Raw genomic sequence first — 19,415 nt, 5'->3', positions numbered from 1 at the left:
GAGGTGTCTTCATGAGAGTCACAAATGTGCCAAGCAAAGTGCTCAACAACATGGTTCATTTCTTGGCGCCGTATGAACAGGCAGTTGAAGAGCTAAAGTTAAAACTAAAAGGAATTAAATACGGCTTTCAAAAAAGCGGCCGTTATTCTCCTATTGAATTTGTTGTCGGACGAGTGAAAAAAGTCGACAGTTTAGTAAAGAAGGCGAACGAAAAAGGAATCGACTTTCTGGGAGATCATTGGCAAAGTGATGTCGCCAAGGAAGTCCAGGATATCGCGGGCCTTCGAGTAGTATGCCGTTATGTAGACGACGTCCGCGAGGTGCAGCAGTTGTTGCAGGAGCGGGAGGATATTGTCATTCACGATGTCAAAGACTATATAGCAGCACCGAAGGAATCAGGCTACAGAAGTATTCACATGATCGTTTCGTATACGGTCTACCACGGCAGCGAAAAGAAAACGCTTTTTTGTGAGATCCAAATCCGTACATTAGGAATGAACTTCTGGGCGACAAATGAACATGAGCTGCGCTACAAATATGCGGGCAACATTCCGACAGACGTGTTGGAGCAGCTTCATGAAGCGTCCGTGATCACACATCAGCTCGATGTGCTGATGAACAATTTGCGTCAAGAAATTCTAACGCCGGCAGAAGTTGATACGACACTGGAAGAAAAATTGGAAGAGATATTTTCTTTATACGTCAAGCAGGATTTAGATTCCGCCGCAGCATTGTACAGAGAGCATGTCAGTGGTTTCGAGGAGGCTTTTGCGGACAATCCTAAGTTTAAAATGATTCACGATTTGTTGGGGATCCGGTTGAAATAACGTCTTTTATTGTCTACAGACCAAATGTAACCTGAAAAAACGCGACAAAGTAGGAAAGGATATAGACTAACATGCGCTTTTTACTAACGAACCTACTCGTTGTGGTGATGGTTTTGTTCAACCTAGGCATGCCTTCCGCTTTTGCCGAGGAGTCATCAGGCCTGGAGCCTAACGCTCTTACTGGACAATCAGCCATTCTGATTGATGCTACAACGGGACAAGTCTTGTTTGAAAAGAACCCTCATGAGAAATTGTACCCTGCTAGTATTACGAAAATCGCAACAGGTATTTACGCGATAGAAAAAGGGAATCTGGATGACACTGTCACTGTCTCAAAAAAAGCACGCCGTGAAGAAGGTACACGCGTCTATTTGGAAGAAGGAGAACAGATTTCCCTACGCAATTTGTTATACGGATTGCTCATGAATTCAGGTAACGATGCTGGTACAGCGATTGCTGAGCATATGAGCCAGACGACAGAGCGTTTTGCAATGGATTTGAACGCCTATTTGAAAGAAAAAGTTGGTGTCACCGAAACGAATTTTGCCAATCCACACGGACTGCATGACCCGAATCATTACACGACTGTCGCTGACATGGCCAAAATTTCGCAGTACGCGATGAAAAACCCTGTTTTCAGGGAAATTGTCGGTACGAAGCGGCTGCCTTGGCATGGACAAACGTGGGAGACAGTGCTAGTAAATCATAACAAGCTCCTGCGCGAATACGAAGGGGCGACTGGCATGAAAAACGGGTTCACCGATCAGGCGATGCATACGCTGGTAGGCTCCGCCAAACGTGGAGAATTGGAGCTCATCGCTGTGACGATGAAGGCCTCAACTAGTGCAAATGCATACAAGGATGTAAAAAAGCTACTGGACTTTGGCTTTCAAGGATTTGAGACCAAACCAATCGCCAAAAAAGGTGATTCTTTTTCAGAAGTAGCTGTTCCTGGCAACAACTCAGTTGTGACTTTTACAGCCAAGGAGGACTTGTATGCAACGGTTCCCAAAGGTGTGGAGCCGTTGGTAGAGCTGAAAGCAGACGGGAGCTTGTCTGTCCAGGCTGGTAAGCTTGCTGTCTCTTATCCGTTGCTCCGCCATGATCCGCCCGCTCCAGCTCCTACTAGTGTATTTGGGGATTCAGAAAGTAGCAATGCACATCCACTGGCCCGTTATAGCGTGTTAATCGTCTGGTTAGGAATGAACCTTTTCTTAATCCTGTATACGATTTCCCGTGCGCAGAGGAATAAACGAATTCGTGAGCGCAGTCTTCAACGGCGGTTCTACTAATCCAATAATGACAATCCAAACAGGACGTGGCACTATGCGCGTCCTGTTTTTGATGTTCCCAGTAGGTCATCTCTTGTTGAGTTGTGAGGGATAGATGCCGTGTCCAATCGTGGAAAATGAGCGTACATTAGTGTAAGAACTTATTTCTGGTGAGGGGGAGTAAGATGGACAACCGAATCTATGATCGCCCTGCCGTGTCCGTCATCATCCCAATGAGTGATAACGCCAGGAATATGAAGAAACTGCTCTCTGTTGTCAAAAGAATAGACCCACACACGGAGGTAATCGTCGTGTGCAACGGAGTGAGCTCCCAAGAAGCTATCCTGTCCGATGAATGGGGAGCACAAGTCATCTCAACCGGTTTGGAAGCAGACAGCCATGAGGCAAGAGCGATCGGCTCTGCTCACGCGAGGGGAGACGTCGTGCTTTTTATCGACGAACGCCTCGCCATGCCTCTCTTATACTTGAAGAAATATGTCACGCTGGTCAAAAAGGGATCGGATGTCGTTATCACGACATACTCCGACCACTGGGCATCCAAAAGAGGAAAACATTCAGCGCGCAGTGCCTATTGCCTGTTGAATCAGCTTCTTGGTCAAAAAAGAATGGGATCCGCTTCCTTTGAAAATATTCCTTTTGCCTTGAGCAGAAATGCTCTGGAGGCAATTGGTTCCATGACCTTATGCAAACCGGCAGTTGCTTTGGTTCAAGCGTCAGTCTTGGGACTCAAAATGACATCAATTGCCCCGTTTGCCGCAACGAAGCAACCAACCGGCACTCGTGATATTGTGCGAAAAGACATCCGGACGATTTATTGGGAGCACGCGAAGGCAATCCAGTTACTAACGGGTGGAACGAAACTGCGACGCGCAGAGCAGGATGGACAGCGACACCGCGACTTGGCGCATTCATCGGACGTTTTGCATTTGCGCTCGGTCATACATCTAGAATCGCGTGTTAAGGAGGGCGGTGGATGGGGTGGCAAACGCAAAGCGAAATATGCGAGATCCCACAAAAAAAGGCAGAGAAGAGCACATTAATGGCAAGGAAAAATGTCAGAATGTAAATCGATTAAGTGTCATCCTCTCTGTTCACTACGAGCAGACGATCAAAAAAGTACTCAAACAAATTGAGAAGCTCCGGCCCATGGAAATCGTGCTCGTTGTAGATGGCTGCCCGGATCAATCAGCGAAAAAGATACTCACGCATTCCTCTTGTCCACTCACAGCGCTTGTGTATCCATTTCCTCTCGGGGATGATGTATGGAGAGCAATTGGTGCCAAGGAGGCTACAGGAGATGTGTGGTTGTTTGTCGATGCGGATCACGTTGTAGCTGCAAATGACATGCAGTCCTTTGTCAGAACGTGTTACCGGGGAGCAGACATCGCCTTGAGAAAGAGCATGACGAACCTTCGACAACCTTCAATGGAACCGGATGCCATAGTGCTAGCGAAGACATTTCTCAATAACTTGGTTTCACGACATGAACTAGGAACTTCTTCGATGTACGATTTACCTTTTGCCATGACGCGACAGGCTGCCTCTATTATCGGCGTTCAACATTTAGTCGTACCTGCCGTTGCGCACGCCATTGCTCTGCACAATCAATTGAGAGTCGTACCATCTCATTCCATTGCATCAGCAAAGCTTACGAGAAAAAGAGTGCCACAAAGAAAGAATAAACCGAGCGTTAAGCAGACGATCCTGGGAGATCACCTGGAAGCAATGGATTACGTGATGTCCCTTAAATGAATGAAACCGTTGACGAGGCGATGCCTTCTGTAGGTATCGCTTATTCGTTATGTTCAAAAGCCTTGTGCAAAGACGCCATCAAAAGCAGCTGGAATCATTTGATCTCTTGACTTTGCATTGTTCGGTTTTTGTAGTACGATAGGCAAGTAGGTCATTTTTTCTTGATAAAGGAGCAAACAGATTATGAGTATCCATATTGGAGCGCAGCAAGGTCAAATTGCTGAAACCATCCTGCTGCCGGGCGATCCCCTACGGGCCAAATACATTGCTGAAACATTCCTCGAAGGAGCAGAGTGCTACAACAACGTGCGTGGCATGCTCGGCTTCACAGGTACATACAAAGGTAAGCGCGTTTCTGTACAAGGAACGGGCATGGGAGTTCCTTCTATCTCGATCTACGTCCATGAACTCATGCAATCTTATGGCGTTCAAAACTTGATCCGTGTAGGCACTTGCGGCGCGATCCAGGAAGACATCAAAGTACGTGACGTGATTATTGGTATGGCTGCCTCATCCGATTCCCAAACGAATCGTCTCCTGCTCAATCAGGTTGATTTTGCTCCTACTGCTAACTTTGATTTGCTGTACAAAGCGTATCAAGCAGCGACAGAGCGCAATCTGTCTGTTAAAGTGGGCAATATCTTTACGAGCGACAGCTTCTATCGCGAGAACCTCGATTTGTACAAAAAATTGGCTTCCTATCAAGTGCTTGCTGTTGAAATGGAATCTTCCGCGCTGTACACATTGGCTGCAAAATATAAACGCAACGCATTGTCTATCCTTACCGTGAGTGATCACATTCTAACTGGTGAAGAAACTTCCGCTGACGAACGCCAAACGACCTTCAATGAAATGATTGAAGTGGCGCTGGACGCAGCTCTGATCAAGTAAATTAGCATGCAGACGACATCCCACTGGCAAACTATCGTCAGTGGGATTTTATGTAGAGAGTGGATAAAGGGGATGAAATCATGAAACATAATTGCCCTGCCTTTTTTGAAACGGCATTTGACGAAGAGTATACGATAGAGCAGGATGGCTATTTATATCGGTTGTTCCGCCAAGATATGGGCAAGCTTCAGGTGAAAACAGGAAAAATCGTGGCAAATGATCCGTTTGTCATGTTTGAGACGGAACCGTTTATGGAGGTTTTCCCAAAGGGGAGCTTCTCCGTACAGCTCGCTATCGCGCAAGTTCAATCCCTGTCAAAGGATGAGCAATTGGATGACGCTCTGGAGCCAGATGAACGGGTTGCATTGGCGCGGATTGTCTTCTCAGATAAACCTGTCGTGTCTTGGAAAATGGCTGTTTGGCCGGAGTCAGATGTGTCACAGCTTGCCGAAGGTGAATTTTTTGGCTATGGTGTGGATGCGGGTACAGGCTCGTTCATGGATGCAGAAGCTTGCACGCTTTTGGAACGGGAAATGGAGAAGGACGAGATGTTCTATGGGACGTTGACAAAGAAAATGGATCAAACGTATAAACACACACGGAGTTGGGGGCTAATAGATTTAGCGGACGGCTGTAATGTTGCCATGTTTTCAACAGGGTGGGGAGACGGCAGCTACGCGAGCTATATCGGTTATGATGCTGAAGGACAGATCGCCCGTCTAGTGACAGATTTTTACTTGTTGGATTGGATGGGAAGCGCAAAAGAGTAGAAGTCGCGGTAAACGGGGAAGGGAGAGAGAAGAAAAGCTTTATAGACGCCAAAGTAGAGTGCCTCCAGTGGCACTCTTTTTATTGGTTATTTTTTCTTATTTCGTTCGAGGTATTGTGCCAAGTTATTCAAGGTATTTTCGTACGATCTTTTTTTCGGTGTAGTGGTGATCGTTTTGGATTTTGGGATTACTTTGGTCATTTCAGGACCTCCGAGCGTTTTTAGTTATAGTGATCTTAATTATAATATATATGAATTTACAATAAATGTAAATCACTATTTTTTGTTTAAAATGAATTTTTTTATTTTTATGAAACTTAAGTAACTTATGTGGACCGTTGTTAAATGTCTGATTGACCTTATTAGATGATCGAGATGGTTCAGACAACCATTTTGTTGCTGGTTGTTAATGACTTGCAGTGAAACTGACAAATTTACTGGAATGGTTCTGGATTACTAATTAGGTTTTATGAGCAAGTTATATTTTGCAGGATCATCAATTAGACCCATGTAAGAACGAGTTAGTGACATAAAACTTATAAACAGGTGAGTACCCCTCTCAGAAATTATGCATTTCATTTTGAGTCCGATAATATATATTATGTAAACTGATAAAAAGAGCAAGTGGGAAAATAACTAAAGGTTCTTGGTTTCTGATAATCATCAGTTGCGTCCGGATAAGTTTCGGAGCCGTTCCAATAAGTTTCGTGGATGGTCCATAAAAATCGGTTGCGTCCTTATAATCGATTTATTAGGAGGATGATTAAGTTTGCAGGTGAAACAAGCGATGGATGAATTCTTGTTTTATATGGAGGTTGAACGCAATGTATCTGTGAATACGATACGTAGTTATGCGTACGATTTACATGTATTTGAGGCTTTTCTAACGAGGGTCCATGGTACATCGGTACTGGAACAAATTCGTAATTGGAGAATGATCAGCATAAGTTATCGTTACGGAATCATTTGATGTTTAAGCTATTGGCAACAACCGGGATGCGTCGCCAAGAATTAGTTGATTTGTCTTGGGGGCAAATTGATTTGGAATGGAATTCCATACGGATTCATGGGAAAGGTAATAAAGAGCGTATACTCCCGCTGCATCCGATGGTGATTCCTCTCATCAAGCAATACCAGGAACACTTGGAAACGTTTCAATTACATACTTCCGAGCCGGTTTTTACGAATTACATGGGTCAACGGATAGATCCTCGGGGCTTACATCGGATCTTTAAGGAAGTCCTTCAAAATGCGGGCTTACCCCCTCGCCGGTTTACACTGCATCATTTGCGACATACCTTCGCGACTCTGCTCTTGCGTTCCAATGACGGTCCTTCAAAGGTAGATATTCGTACTCTACAAGAGCTTCTTGGCCATGAAAGTTTAGCGACTACGTCAGTTTATACCCATGTTGACTTGGAGCAAAAGAAAAAAGCAATCGAAACACTAAAGTTTGAAAGTTAACCAAATAACCGCACCTCTAGTTTAAAGAACATAGAAGTGAGGTTTCTTAATTGTCATTTCAGTTCATGAAATTGCTATTTCATGAACCAAACCTATAAACAAAGTGTATTTAAAGGCCAATTATTCAGAAATATGTATATTTTCCTTTTCAACAGTTAATTACATATGCCTTAATCCTCGTTGAATTAAACTAACCGCAATGTCTGGATCTGCCTGGATCAACTTCAACAGTACATCTTTCGAGATTAAATCTAAACCTCTATTCTCCCCTATCTGCGATTTATCTTCATTATAAGTATTTTTTAAAACATGACCATTCGTAGTTCCTTGTATCAATTCATCTTCGATTTGGGTCAATGACTTTTTTAATTGGTTAATGTGTCTTTGAAAACGCCTAATATAATACTGTATATTATCCCTCTCAGAATGCCCTAAAAGAAACTTCATTGCTGAAATATCTACCCCTCTTTCAGATATTGTGCTAATAGTAGCCCTAAAACCGTGCGGTGTAATACGCTCGTTATCATTCCAGCCAAGCTCTATATTAATCCGATTAGTAAGTCTATTGAGTGCCTTTGGCTATTGCAGTGAGTCTAAATGTTTATTTAACACTTTATTTTCCGAGTCTAATACAGTATTTCAGTGACCAATGCTTATCGCCAAAAGTAAAAAGAAATCCCTTAGTAATAGGAGTTTCACTAAGGGATTTCTGAACTAATCCAGCAAAGTAAATTGTAAATTAACTAAGAATTCTTGAATGTTGAGGGACTCTAGTTCTGCAAAAGATTTAAGGTCTTGTAGTAACGCCCATTGAATACTTGCCGGCTGAATATATATATGGAGAGGTCGCTCTTCAGCATCGATTAAGATAACATTTGTATGTCATTCCCGTAACCATTATTTTATTGTTTTTCCCTGTGCTGTTTCTTACTGTGATCTCCTCATCATGTTTGTCGATCCACAGATTTTTGAGCTTATCAAACAAATCAGGCTCCACTATATTTAGAATTTCCCGGGACCTCTTTCTGGTCTCCTCCTTGCATGGATAATCATTTTACTGTACCCCGTTAAGAGACGAGTATGTAGTTATTGGGTACTTGAAAAAAGAACTCGCTTCCTTTAGGGCAAGCGAGTCCTCCTTAAACCCGAGAGTTAAATGTATCCACATGTTATAGGTTATAAGAAAAAATGCATTCGTATGGCTTAACCACTCAACACTCTACTATAAATCCTTTGAATCTGCATCGTGATGTAGACCAATTCCATCTCGGGGAACTCAAAATCATATTCTTCTTGCGCAAATTCACCTACTTTTTGTGCACATAAATAAGATTCCTTGTACTGTTCTTTTATGATCTGGGACATTTCCGGTTCTATATCTTGAAACGATTCGCCAAACTCCGCCCGTTGTACTGCAAAGCGCAAATGTGTGACTAATCGCTCATAGGAAACCGTTTTCTCCTCAATCTTGATTTTCAAACTGCTTTCGATCAGATCGATCATATCCCGTATCATAGTGGTCATATCCATTGTTTTTGCCATATCTCCCGCGTTTATCCTGGCAGTGTGGATATGCAATGCAATATAACCGACCTCATCTTCGGGAATTTCTATCCCTAGCTTCTCTTTTATCAATGCTTTCGCCCAGCAACCGATCTGAAATTCTTTTGCATACAAAATTTTGATTTCGTTCAGCAAGGTATTTTTAATGACCATTCCCTTCATTAATCTTTCTAGGGCGAAGGACAAGTGGTCGGTCAAGGCGATATGAATATGGTCATGCAAGGTTATCCCTAGTTCTTTTTCCGTATGGGAGATAATTTCCTCAGCCACTTGGATATGTTCTTCAGGAAGTGTTATTAATATCTCTTCGAACTTTCCGTACTCTTGCCATTCATTCATGACAAATACTTTTTCTATCTTTGAAATGTCTACCAGATCATTCTTTTTTTTCTGGAAAGCGATCCCTAAGCCCATAACGATCTTTTCTTCTCCCTGATCCTGGACTACAACCGCGTTGTTATTTAAGATTTTTTTAATTTTCATGGTATCCCTCCTGTCTATCCTCCCGTCACCTTCCCCATTTACTAGGTGAACCATGATGAGAAAAATTACATCTGTGAGGAGTTCCATTACCTTTCATTTTACCGTAACCGTCCCCCATAGAACGCATCCAATTTGGACCAGGGAAACCCTTCTCCCGGGTCATCAGAATGATTTATTCCTCTTCGGTAAATCTAAGTATCCATGTCGAGGTGAAAGCGGCAGTAACCGCAATAGCTAGACCAATAAGATAATGGACTGCGTTTGATATTCCTAATGGAGTCACGATCGCAAGCATGGGGATTCCGGTTAAGCCATATGCGTTGGCAACCACGTGAGCACCTACGACATATGCCCCGCCCAAGCCCCCTCCAATGGCCGCTCCTATAAATGGGGTGACTAACCTCAAATTGATGCCAAACATCACGGGTTCAATAATGCCAAAAAAGGACGAAAGAGCAGCAGGTATCGCAATCTTCTTCAGTTTGTCATTTTTCGATTTGAAAAAAACGGCTAAAGCAGCTCCACCTTGGGCCACGTTAGCCATGGACCAGATCGGCAGCAAAAAATTGACACCAACCTTCGGATCGGCTAGCAACCCCACCTCAATGGCGTGCAAACTATGATGCAATCCAGTAACGACGAATAGCGCATATAATCCGCCAAACAGGAACCCTGCCACCAGTCCAGCATACTGATAGACATATTCCAAGCTACTAGAAATCATCTCCCCGATCATCATGCCCAAAGGGCCAATCGCTGCGAGGGAGACAATCCCGGTAAACGTAATGGTGATAAAGGGGATGAGCAATAAATCTAATGACTGGGGTATGAATTTTCGCAGAACTTTTTCAAACCTGCTCATTACGTATACCGACAACAAGATAGGAATCACCGTACCCTGATACCCGATCAACGCGATTTCAAGCCCAAACAAATCCATATATTCCGGGGTGCTGTTCCCCAGCTCTGCAGGGTTTAATAATGACGGGTGGGTTAATATCCCCCCAATCACTGCACCTAAAATGGGATTGCTGCCAAATTCCTTGGCTGCGCTAAAGCCAATTAATATCGGAAGAATAATGAACGATGAGCTGGAAAACATGGTGAGCATCTTCATCCATGCGCTATCCATCGTGATCCAACCAAAAGCCTTCACCATACCAAGCAGCCCCATGAGCAAACCGCTCACTACGATAGCGGGAATAATCGGTAAAAAGATGTTGGATAGTGTCTTTACAAAATGAGTGAATGGATTCATCTTTGGCGCCTTCTCCATCCGCTCTTTGGATGGATTTGTCTGTGCGATCTCGATCGCCTCGACAAGTGCTGTGTACACTCTGTTTACTCTGCCGGTCCCAAAGATAATTTGGAATTGTCCGTGCCTGGAAAATACCCCTTCTACGCCATCCATTTTTTCGATGGCTGATATATCCGCCTTTTCTTCATTTCGAAGAAGCAAGCGCAATCGAGAAGCACAGTGGGTAGCGTCAGCAATATTTTCCTCACCCCCTACCAGAGGCAACAACTCTTGAACAAACTCTTTTGATTGCATCAGCTTTGCTATTGTCTGTTCCTCCTCTTTTGTATAAATAAGGGAATCGACTACGCCCCGCTTATCATTCCATGAAAGCGAAAGAATCATGAATGGATGTCCACAAGAATAAAGACGCTCAGCAACTACTGAACGCCAAAAACTTTCTATTGCCAACCTCTCTTGTTTTTTAACGGAACACGCCTTGCTTTTTCTCATGAAGAATCCTTGTCTTGTCGTCCGCCATGGAGATTTTTAGAGATGGTGCCAGCATTCCACCGAAATGATCCTTTTGATAGTCTGGTGTTTGTTCGCCAATTTGCTGGATGTCTTTACCCTCTACATGGACATAGTTGACAAAGCTAATAACCGTACCATTTGGCATGACCATCCAAGAGTATGCTTGATACGGATTGTCTTTTGGATTTGAAATCACCAGTCCGCTTCCGTTCAGAGGTTTATACCCGCTCAATAAGGACCCGGACATAAAACCGTATAATCCTTCCGGCGCATCGAGACCTGGTGCGAACTTTTCATGGTGGGTTTTAGCAAAGAGATAATATTGATTGCCTTTTACAATGATGCTTGGACGCTCCAGCTCGTCATTTACACAGTTTGCTTCCAGTAAAGGGGGAAGAGCCTCAAATTCCGTCAGACTGTCAGAAGACGCTTTGGCGATGCCTATACTCGCATTATAAGGTTTTGAACTGTCAGGCTGACAAGACCGCTCTGACAAGGTTCCTGCGGAGTTGGCCTCAAATAAAATATATTCTTGTCCGCTCTTTGGGTCTTGGAAGAAGTAAGGATCACGGAAGGCGTAAGAAAATTCACCTTGGTTGGACTGACTTTCTGTTTGATAGTATTCTCCATCCGGTTCCAGGATGATTTTGTGTTCAGACCAATTTTTAAACGCCACAGAGGCATTGGTAGTTACGATATCAGCGGCAGCCGTAGCCAATCGCTGTTCGTATGTAAGTTTATTTTCATTTTTTCGTCCGGTTGCTGTATAAAAGATATGGACTTTTCCATCTTTGTCAATCATGGCAGAGCCTGCCCATTGCCTTGAACCCAATGCTTTTCCGTCATCAAACAAACGTCCGCCCAACTGCCAGCTCTTTCCGTCCTTTGCGTAGAAATAGCGGATTTCCGCCGTATCGTGGCGTTTGCCAGGAATCACGTCACTTGGCACCGTCAGAGCAAAAATAACCTTATGGCCATTGACAACTGCTGGATGGCCATTCCGGTCTTGCAGCGGCCATGTATCCCATACCAGAAAGTCCTCTGAAAGTTCCTCAAGCTCCTCCTTGTTGATGACAGGTGCTGTATTCTCTTCATTCATCTTTATTTTGCTGACATCTTCGCGTGTCCAATCGAATGTAGCTGCGGTTTCTTGGGCGAAGACGCTTGAACTGATAACAGGGGCTAGAATAGCCGAAAAACCGATAACTGCTGCTGAAAGCATTTTCCCGGCATTTTTTGTGTTCCAAAACATGTGTATGCAGCCTCCTACCGTCACTTGTTTTTAGAAAAGAATAGAAGGTCAACCGACAACTTTCGGTTGACCATTCTTATTTATTGCTTGATCCAACCTGGCTCGTACTCTTGTTCCAATTTTGTGCGATCGTCTTTGATCGACAGCTTCACCGTCGGAGCCAATGTTCCGCCAAAGTGGCTGAATTGGAATTCCGGAGTCTGATTGCCGACATCGCCGATGGTCATGTTGCCCAGATCGCCAAAATGGGCGAAACCGACCACGTTCAAGTTCGGAAGCACCAACCAGGAATATGCTTGGTATGGATTATCCGCCGGATTGGCCAAGACCAAACCACTTCCGTTCAGCGGCTTATATCCGCCGATCAGCTTGTCTGAAACGAATCCGTACAGTCCGTCCGGTCCGGTGAGTCCATCCGCATATTTATTGATGTGGCTGTCGGTAAACAGATAATACTTTTTATCCTTCACCACAATATGCGGGCGCTCCAGTTCTTCATTTACGTAGTTGGCTTCTACGAGCGGAGGAAGCATTTTGATTTTGGAAAAATCGCCGCCCTCCACCTCAGCGATGCCGATGTTGCCGTTAGCGTGTACGGCACCTAGAGGCACGTTTTGCTGCCCGGCAAATTCAGGGCTGCCGACATATTCCGGTTTCAACTTGCGGTCGGCAGCAGAGCCTCCAGAATTCCCTTCAAACAGCAGGTATTCTTTTTTTGTTTGCGGGTCTTTGAACCACATCGGATCGCGGAAAGCGTAACCCCCGCCTTCACCTTGCTGCGCTTGTTCTTTGGTCTGATAGTGTTTTCCGTCCGGCTCCAAAATGATGCGGTGATCGCCCCAATTTTCGAATCGGACTCCACTGTTGTCCGCGACGATGTCGCCGGTAGCCATGGCCAAACGTTGTTCATAGGTCAAACGCTCTTCGCCTTTGTGTCCGGTTGCGGTGTAGAACGCATGGATTTTGCCGTTATCCATCATAGCCGATCCAGCCCACTGGCGGGAACCAAGCGCGGATCCGCTCGGGAACAGTTCGCCACCCAGCGTCCAATCTTTTCCGTTTTTCGAATAAAAGTAACGGATCGTGGCAATGTCGTGCACTTTACCCGGCAACACATCACTCGGTGCGGTAAGGGCGAATATCACTTTCCAGCCTTTGATCGAGGCTACATTCCCGTCACGGTCTGTCAGTGCCCACGTATCCCACATGTGATAGCCTGGCGCCAACTTTTCCAATTTGCTGATGTCGGTGTACGGCAAGGTATTGTCTTGATTCAGCTCGATTTTCGATGCCTGCTCGCGCGTCCAGTTGACCGTTTGCTCACCGCCCTCGGCATACGCCGATAGCGCAGTGAGGCCGGAAGCGACAACGCTTGTTGCCAAAGCCAGCGCGGTCAATGCTTTCTTGTTTTTGCGGATCATGTTACCGCCCCTTTCTTTTATGGCTAGATATGCTTAGCGATTCGGGCCGAACGGTTTGATTTCACCTTGTTTTCCCTCTTTGGTAATGACCGATTTGTCGCCTTCCAGGTTTACCTTCAAGGTTGAAGAGAAGGTACCGCCGAATTTCACTTCACCGTTCTCATCTTTTGGTTCGTTAATGAAGCTGATCACCTGTTGGTTCGGAAGCACCATCCAGGAATACGCTTGGTACCCGTTTTCCGCCGGGTTGCCGATAACCAAGCCGCTTCCGTTCATCGGTTTGTAATCACTACGCAGACCCTTCCCGACAAAACCGTATACACCGTCCGGACCTGTCAAGCCAGGCGCGTAGGTGAAGGTATGGCTGATCGTGAACAGGTAATAATCATCGCCATTTACCACGACGTGCGGACGTTCCATCTGATGGTTGGTTCCAACTGATTCGAGCAGCGGCGGCAGCAGTTTCAATTTGGTGATGTCGTGGTCAAGCACTTCCGCGATGCCGATATTGCCGTTGTACAATTCCGCCCCTGCCGGAACCGAATGGGTTTTGCGGTATTCTTCGTCACCGATGTTTTCCGGCTTCAATGAATAGTCACCGCCGGCCTGTCCTTCGAAAATGATGTACTCTTTGCCGGTGTTCGGGTCTTGGAAGAAGAACGGATCACGGAACGCCGTGATGATATTGCCTTTGAACTGTTCAATCGTTTCGTAATAATTGCCGTCCGCTTCCAGAATGATCTGGTGTTCACCTTCGTTCGTGAGATGCACGCCATCTTTGTCGGCGCCGATATCGAACGTCGTCTTTGCGATGCGCTGCTCAGCCGTTTGAGCCCATCTGGATTCGTCCCAATTGTTTTTATCCCCGGTTGCCGTATAGAAGAGGTGGACTTTGCCTTTCTCATCTAGCATGGCTGTTCCGGCCCATTGCATATGACCTAACGCTTTGTCTTTGTTATAGGGAATCCCGGCGTAGGTCCAGTCTTTGCCGTTTTTCGAGTAGAACATTCCGATGCTTGCTTGCGTATGACGTTCGCCCCAACCCAGAGAGCGCGGAGCGACCAGTGCGAACGCGATTCTGTAACCTTTTACAGTAGCAAGGGAACCGTCTCTGTTTTGCAGGGGCCATGTGTCCCAAACCCATTGGTCCGGTGCGACGAGCTTGAAGTCCAAATCGACCGGCGGAGCGGTTGTCTCTTTCGTGAGAGCAACCTTTTCCGCTTGCTGGCGCGACCAAATCGAAGTGTGATCATCACTGACTTCAGCTGCTAATGCTGGGATGGCTGCAAGAAAACTGGCAGCGATCGCTGTGGATAAAGCTAGATTCCTAAACTTAGGTTTGCTGGATTTTCTCATTTTCTTAAATCCTCCCTTTACATCATGAATTGCAGCAAAGTTACCTATTATGAGAATATTGAGAGATTGAAAACTCTGCTCTTCTCCATTTACAGGACACAAAAAAGACCTAAAACGCGAAAGGGACTGTATAGCGATAGCCATACTTCGCCCATCTCACGTCTCAGGTCTTGCCTGCTTAGCAGTAACAATCCTGCGGTATTTTGTTCGCATCCTCATTCTATTCTCTGCGAATTACGATTTCAATAGTCAAAAATACCCTTTCCTACAGATCGAAACAAAGGAGAATATTCCCGGACTGTAAATAGCACCTTTCTAATTGGAACCTTAGTTAATCGTCCGCTTGAATCGGATATTTTTTCTTTTGCAATTACTCTGGATCTACATCTCTTCCTTAATTCTTAACGGTTCAGCGTGACCTCTGTCCTATACTCTTGCCTCCCTCGGCAGTTCCTTTCACTAGCATTAAAGCAAGGGAATAAATAAAATAAAGACGGGGTTCACCATATAGTTATAGGCGACTACTTTACCGAACCATATATGTATTTGGAGCCTTGTTTTCAAAGGTATCCTTGCACATTTTATTGGAGTTCCCTACCTCGGAAGAGGTCTTAAAAGTTAGGGAATCTGAATTGACAGAACGAATCGCAGCAATATGTATCAGTCGTTCCAACGCTTGGGCCCAAGAAAAAGCAAAAAAATAATGGATGCAGCAAGCCGCAATCCAATTCAAATAGCCATGTACGAAAGTCATTTGATTAGTCTTGAGATGTATATTCGTATTGTCGGAACATTGCCTCCATTTGGTTTCGGAAAACCGCGCTTCCCTTGCTCGTCAGCATTATGGAATAGAAAGAAGCATGCTGCTCCAAACGTGCGCAGTAGCGCGGTTTTGGAAGTGATATGAACCAAGCCCTCTTCAGACATACAATTGCGCAGTAACTGGTTATTGACATTCGCTTCCTCCGCAATTTGATTGATCGTCATGCTCTCGAAGTCCTTTTCTGACATCAGCCTCATAAAAGCATTCATAATCGCTTACCTCGATTTTTGAATACGTCTGTCCATATCGTTCTCCCATTTATCCTATATAAAATGAACATATTGAAGCCCTCTGTTGAAAAATCAACAATCGGGCTTGTTTTAACCATTGAACATCATCTATCGCTCTATTACGATTTTACTAGATAAAACTTATGTTGAAAATTCAACGTATGTTCTTAATTTAAGAGGAGGCATAATCATGAAAGCTATTGCTTTGATAAGCCTTGGAATCCCCGAAGTACTAGAGGAACTGGAAGTGCCAGTTCCCACACTCACCGATACACAAGTTCTAGTCGAAATGCGCGCCTCTTCCATTAATCCTGCGGATATTCAAATGCGCAGCGGCGCGATTCTTCAGAGTCCGATGGCTGATAAATTTCCGGTTCAACTGCCGATCGTCCTTGGTTTTGATGTAGCCGGCATCGTAAAAGAGGTTGGCGAAAATGTGCGTCATTTCAAGCCGGGGGATCGTGTCATGGGCTTGGTTCCGATGGGTTCCTACATGGACTACGTTGCGGTGGAGGAAGATCATCTTGCCGTTATCCCGGAAAGTCTTTCCTTCGAAGAGGCAGGTGCCGCGCCTGCGGTTGCCCTGACAGCTTGGCAAGCGCTGTTTGAGCACGGCCGTCTCCAACCGAGACAACGCATCCTTGTTCATGCCGGCGCCGGAGGTGTGGGACATGCGGCGGTCCAGTTGGCCAAGCAACATGGAGCATATGTTATCGCAACCGCGAGGGACTATAATCATCATTTCGTCAAAGGACTCGGTGCGGACGAGGTGTTCGACTACACGAAAGTCGACTTTGCCTCCAAAATAACCGATCCTGTCGATATCGTGTTGGATTCCGCTATGGACCCATCCACCTTCGGTACCGGGCTACCGGGAGATATGGGAGAGAAAAACTTCTCGGTCATCAAGGATGGCGGCACCTATATTTCAGTGGTGGCATTTACGATCAATCAATATCCAAAGGTCCGGGGCATTGACGCCCATTTCTTCCAGGCAAGACCCAACCGTGCCGATTTTGAATTTATTGTTCACCATATGCAAAAGAACAAGTTGAATATCCACATCAGTGAGACCTATCCCTTTACTGCTCAGGGCCTGCTTCAGGCGTACCGCAAAAGCGAAGAGCTGCCGAAACGGGGGAAAATCGTCATATCGAAAAGCATGGGATAAACATCTTGCTTAGTGATATGGGATGTCTCAAAGTAAGTTTTCGCACTTGACGGATAGCTTGCCTGATCAAATCATCTTGCAAAAATAAAGCGGTGCTGGGTTCCCCCTCACTGCCATTGCTTGCTTCCGTCTTTTTGAGCAGATAATATTACGATTACAGTTATTGATATGTTGCGTTAAACTGCCCGTTAGTTTAACTTGGCCCCAGTCTAGAACTTTATTATCCAGTCTAATACTTTATTTTCTAGTCTAAAACATTATTTTCTCGGAACAAAAGGATACGTCTTAATTTGAGATTTGCCTCAAACCTGTCTTTTATAACACGCTATCCAAGCATTCTCATAGAAGATAGCTTCATTGCCTGAACTCGTACTCATTGTCGATCACCCTTGGACAATTTCTTTTTTAAGAACATTACGCCTGTCTAGTTAATTTCCAAGTTTAAAGCCGATACTTTTTACGGACGTAAAAAGCCCGATAATAAACATTATCGGGCATAGCTGTACAGTTTTTAGTTTAGTAGGCGACTAATGTCGTCTTTTTCGTAATTCACTATTTGAGCATCCCATCTCTACTGAACAAGGTCGACCAAACTGGCTGTTTTGGGATCATAGACCACATTGGTAATGGGGCCATCCCTAATACGACTCACCGCTTCGTCAATCACGTGCAGCGGCACGAGGAACCATTCCCTCGGCCGTACAGGGCGGCCAAAGCGGTCATGGATGGTGAGGTCGATGAGCCGGTGCAAAGATGCGGTGGAAAATACCTTCTAGCATCGTGCGCCGCATCGGCGATACGGGTTCCCAGTGTCATCTTTGTATAGCGCGCGCTGTAAAGACCTGAATAGCAAGACTACCGATTCTTGCTGATGTGATTGGAGACTAGTAAACCGCATTCCAACTGAATACGTACCAATTTCTGAATGGGAATAACTGTATAGTTTAGTTCTCGTTCCAGCTCATCCGTATACTGTCGCAATTGGCGAAGCCCTTCTTGCAGCACTGCTTTCAGTTTTGTGATTGTTTCTTGGTCGTTTGAGCCTTCCTTTGCTAGCCGCTCTAGCTCAAATTCGCAAGTGCGGACCGCCAGTCCTAAGCTCAATCCTCGATAAAACTTCGATACCACGAAACTGCTGAAAACTTGGGAACCCTTTGCCGGCTTTTCAAATTCTGGATCGCTCATTGCCCATTTTCTCTGTGCTTCGTTCCTTTCTTTGCGTGCCGGGGAAGAGGGATCCATCAAATTGAAAAACGGGTTATCCTGCGAAATATAGGACCGTATGCCACCTATAAGTCTCTCCAGCATTTCAAAGAAAGCCTCACTTTGATCTGCTTCGGTCAGAAGTGCCTCTCTGCGGGAGATATCTGAGTCACTCTGATCCTCTATTCGTGGATCAAAAAAATATGGCAGCTCGGTGATTAATGTTACACAATCCGCTTTCGAAGAGGCGTATGTGTGGCTGTCTGCCCCCACATCAAGTGTCGGTGGTTTTCCTGTATGTTTCTCCATATAATCATAGTATTCGTCTTGCCCGTTTAAACTGAAGATGGCCGGAGCAAACTCCGTCGCAAATGGCGTCTCTGGTTCTCCTAGATCTAAAGGCACATCTTCCTTCCTTGCTGAATTGTGAAATCCCTCGTATAATTCTGGCAAATCGTGCGAAATATACCAATAAGCCCCGCATAACCCCCCATTGTGTAGAGAATACATAAACTCAGGTCTAGTCTCGTCTATGATTTTCATGAGCACTTGCGTTTCAGGCAATGGTTTGTCAAAGCGATATCCTTTATATTCAAACGGAAAAGTCCATTCCACCTGCTCATAGCCGACAGGTCTATAGTAATTTCTAATGTAGTTAAAAATATTGTATGGCCCTTTAAACCAATTTTCATTTAGTCGCGTACCATCAGGGTCAGCACATTTAATGATGTACCACGTGAAGCCCAGCTCGTCGCGCAGAGCCTTGTCCTCTGCCAATGCGCGTGAGAGATATTCCATCGTCATCGCGCCAATCGGCTCGTTAGGATGCGGGCAGGCAAAGCATAACGCATTTTTGGGCCCATCTCCGATTTTGATACATTGAATGGGGTGTCCATCGCGAGACTTTCCCGCCTCAAATACGGTTACAGCATCAGGAAACTCTTCGGCCAGCTTTCTGGTGCTTTCATCCATCTCATCTACTGTTAGAAAAACCTTGTAGTCTGGCACCTTATCAATCACATGTTGAAAATTCATCGATCATTCCCTCCTCGTCTGATGCAATATTTTAATCTTGTCTCGATTGCAATCTTCCAAGTCATTCTAAAAAAGATGCTATTCCTATAGCGTATCGATTAGGCTCTTGACG

The 19,415-nt window shown here is 45.1% G+C and carries 15 protein-coding genes and 2 pseudogenes; 9 read left to right on the top strand and 8 right to left on the bottom strand.

Translation table 11 applies throughout. From position 1 onward, the window contains the following. The first annotated feature begins 11 nt into the window (after positions 1–11). The 8 genes from C7R94_RS09165 (at position 12) to C7R94_RS09135 (ending at position 6,995) form a co-directional block, all read left to right on the top strand. Entirely contained in the window at positions 12–827 is an 816-nt protein-coding gene (locus tag C7R94_RS09165) for a GTP pyrophosphokinase (protein ID WP_088907679.1), read from the top strand. Between the two features lie 71 nt (positions 828–898). Then, complete coding sequence (locus C7R94_RS09160; protein ID WP_106780238.1) at positions 899–2,119, top strand: D-alanyl-D-alanine carboxypeptidase family protein; 1,221 nt, start codon at positions 899–901, stop codon at positions 2,117–2,119. Positions 2,120–2,283: 164 nt separating this feature from the next. Then, positions 2,284–3,159, top strand: a complete 876-nt coding sequence (locus C7R94_RS09155) for a glycosyltransferase (RefSeq protein ID WP_106780236.1) — start codon at positions 2,284–2,286, stop codon at positions 3,157–3,159. Next, a complete protein-coding gene (locus C7R94_RS09150; RefSeq protein WP_106780233.1) occupies positions 3,119–3,871 on the top strand; it encodes a glycosyltransferase family A protein in 753 nt (250 codons plus the stop codon). Before C7R94_RS09155 ends, C7R94_RS09150 begins: the two co-directional genes overlap by 41 nt. Before the next feature lie 183 nt (positions 3,872–4,054). Further along, the gene (gene deoD / locus C7R94_RS09145) at positions 4,055–4,762 is read left to right on the top strand and encodes a purine-nucleoside phosphorylase (protein WP_106780231.1); all 708 of its coding nucleotides are present in this window, start codon (positions 4,055–4,057) and stop codon (positions 4,760–4,762) included. An 80-nt stretch (positions 4,763–4,842) separates the two neighbouring features. Next, the gene (locus C7R94_RS09140; RefSeq protein ID WP_106780229.1) at positions 4,843–5,532 is read left to right on the top strand and encodes a DUF4241 domain-containing protein; all 690 of its coding nucleotides are present in this window, start codon (positions 4,843–4,845) and stop codon (positions 5,530–5,532) included. Positions 5,533–6,306: 774 nt separating this feature from the next. After that, on the top strand, positions 6,307–6,501 hold the full coding sequence (locus C7R94_RS30555; RefSeq protein ID WP_233220528.1) for a site-specific integrase: 195 nt from the start codon (positions 6,307–6,309) through the stop codon (positions 6,499–6,501). Then, positions 6,501–6,995 (top strand): tyrosine-type recombinase/integrase, encoded by a 495-nt coding sequence (locus tag C7R94_RS09135; protein ID WP_233220506.1) that lies wholly within the window; start codon positions 6,501–6,503, stop codon positions 6,993–6,995. The genes C7R94_RS30555 and C7R94_RS09135 overlap by 1 nt, the downstream gene beginning before the upstream one ends. Before the next feature lie 159 nt (positions 6,996–7,154). Here the strand turns inward: C7R94_RS09135 and C7R94_RS30960 are convergent. The 7 genes and pseudogenes from C7R94_RS30960 to C7R94_RS09095 all read right to left on the bottom strand — a co-directional run. Further along, a pseudogene (locus tag C7R94_RS30960) lies at positions 7,155–7,553 on the bottom strand (hypothetical protein); the annotation flags it as partial. 645 nt (positions 7,554–8,198) lie between these two features. Then, positions 8,199–9,041, bottom strand: coding sequence for a PRD domain-containing protein (locus tag C7R94_RS09125; protein WP_106780225.1), 843 nt, complete (start codon positions 9,039–9,041; stop codon positions 8,199–8,201). Between the two features lie 172 nt (positions 9,042–9,213). Next, positions 9,214–10,593, bottom strand: coding sequence for a sucrose-specific PTS transporter subunit IIBC (locus tag C7R94_RS09120; protein WP_106781254.1), 1,380 nt, complete (start codon positions 10,591–10,593; stop codon positions 9,214–9,216). Between the two features lie 169 nt (positions 10,594–10,762). Next, the gene (locus tag C7R94_RS09115; protein WP_106780223.1) at positions 10,763–12,064 is read right to left on the bottom strand and encodes a glycoside hydrolase family 68 protein; all 1,302 of its coding nucleotides are present in this window, start codon (positions 12,062–12,064) and stop codon (positions 10,763–10,765) included. An 80-nt stretch (positions 12,065–12,144) separates the two neighbouring features. Continuing rightward, positions 12,145–13,485, bottom strand: a complete 1,341-nt coding sequence (locus C7R94_RS09110; protein WP_106780220.1) for a glycoside hydrolase family 68 protein — start codon at positions 13,483–13,485, stop codon at positions 12,145–12,147. 33 nt (positions 13,486–13,518) lie between these two features. Continuing rightward, positions 13,519–14,841, bottom strand: coding sequence for a glycoside hydrolase family 68 protein (locus C7R94_RS09105; RefSeq protein WP_106780218.1), 1,323 nt, complete (start codon positions 14,839–14,841; stop codon positions 13,519–13,521). Positions 14,842–15,623: 782 nt separating this feature from the next. Beyond that, positions 15,624–15,873, bottom strand: a pseudogene (locus tag C7R94_RS09095) (TetR/AcrR family transcriptional regulator); the annotation flags it as partial. A 211-nt stretch (positions 15,874–16,084) separates the two neighbouring features. Here C7R94_RS09095 and C7R94_RS09090 point away from each other — a divergent pair. Continuing rightward, complete coding sequence (locus C7R94_RS09090; protein WP_106780216.1) at positions 16,085–17,065, top strand: NADP-dependent oxidoreductase; 981 nt, start codon at positions 16,085–16,087, stop codon at positions 17,063–17,065. An 855-nt stretch (positions 17,066–17,920) separates the two neighbouring features. On the opposite strand, the gene C7R94_RS09080 is transcribed toward C7R94_RS09090, so the two are convergent. Continuing rightward, on the bottom strand, positions 17,921–19,303 hold the full coding sequence (locus tag C7R94_RS09080) for a M14 family zinc carboxypeptidase (RefSeq protein WP_106780213.1): 1,383 nt from the start codon (positions 19,301–19,303) through the stop codon (positions 17,921–17,923). Positions 19,304–19,415 lie beyond the last annotated feature (112 nt).

Origin of the sequence: Brevibacillus sp. NRRL NRS-603 (assembly GCF_003013445.1) — a bacterium.
In the GTDB taxonomy this organism is placed as follows: domain Bacteria; phylum Bacillota; class Bacilli; order Brevibacillales; family Brevibacillaceae; genus Brevibacillus; species Brevibacillus formosus.
Note: the sequence above shows the minus strand (reverse complement) of the source record. Positions and strands in the feature narration are given on the sequence as shown.

Coding starts and splice junctions, on each gene's coding strand:
- C7R94_RS09140 (WP_106780229.1), top strand. CDS start 4,843: ATGAAACATAATTGCCCTGCCTTTTTTGAAACGGCATTTGACGAAGAG.
- deoD (WP_106780231.1), top strand. CDS start 4,055: ATGAGTATCCATATTGGAGCGCAGCAAGGTCAAATTGCTGAAACCATC.
- C7R94_RS09105 (WP_106780218.1), bottom strand. CDS start 14,841: ATGAGAAAATCCAGCAAACCTAAGTTTAGGAATCTAGCTTTATCCACA.
- C7R94_RS09090 (WP_106780216.1), top strand. CDS start 16,085: ATGAAAGCTATTGCTTTGATAAGCCTTGGAATCCCCGAAGTACTAGAG.
- C7R94_RS09135 (WP_233220506.1), top strand. CDS start 6,501: ATGTTTAAGCTATTGGCAACAACCGGGATGCGTCGCCAAGAATTAGTT.
- C7R94_RS09125 (WP_106780225.1), bottom strand. CDS start 9,041: ATGAAAATTAAAAAAATCTTAAATAACAACGCGGTTGTAGTCCAGGAT.
- C7R94_RS09150 (WP_106780233.1), top strand. CDS start 3,119: ATGCGAGATCCCACAAAAAAAGGCAGAGAAGAGCACATTAATGGCAAG.
- C7R94_RS09080 (WP_106780213.1), bottom strand. CDS start 19,303: ATGAATTTTCAACATGTGATTGATAAGGTGCCAGACTACAAGGTTTTT.
- C7R94_RS09155 (WP_106780236.1), top strand. CDS start 2,284: ATGGACAACCGAATCTATGATCGCCCTGCCGTGTCCGTCATCATCCCA.
- C7R94_RS09115 (WP_106780223.1), bottom strand. CDS start 12,064: ATGTTTTGGAACACAAAAAATGCCGGGAAAATGCTTTCAGCAGCAGTT.
- C7R94_RS09120 (WP_106781254.1), bottom strand. CDS start 10,593: ATGCAATCAAAAGAGTTTGTTCAAGAGTTGTTGCCTCTGGTAGGGGGT.
- C7R94_RS09160 (WP_106780238.1), top strand. CDS start 899: ATGCGCTTTTTACTAACGAACCTACTCGTTGTGGTGATGGTTTTGTTC.
- C7R94_RS09165 (WP_088907679.1), top strand. CDS start 12: ATGAGAGTCACAAATGTGCCAAGCAAAGTGCTCAACAACATGGTTCAT.
- C7R94_RS09110 (WP_106780220.1), bottom strand. CDS start 13,485: ATGATCCGCAAAAACAAGAAAGCATTGACCGCGCTGGCTTTGGCAACA.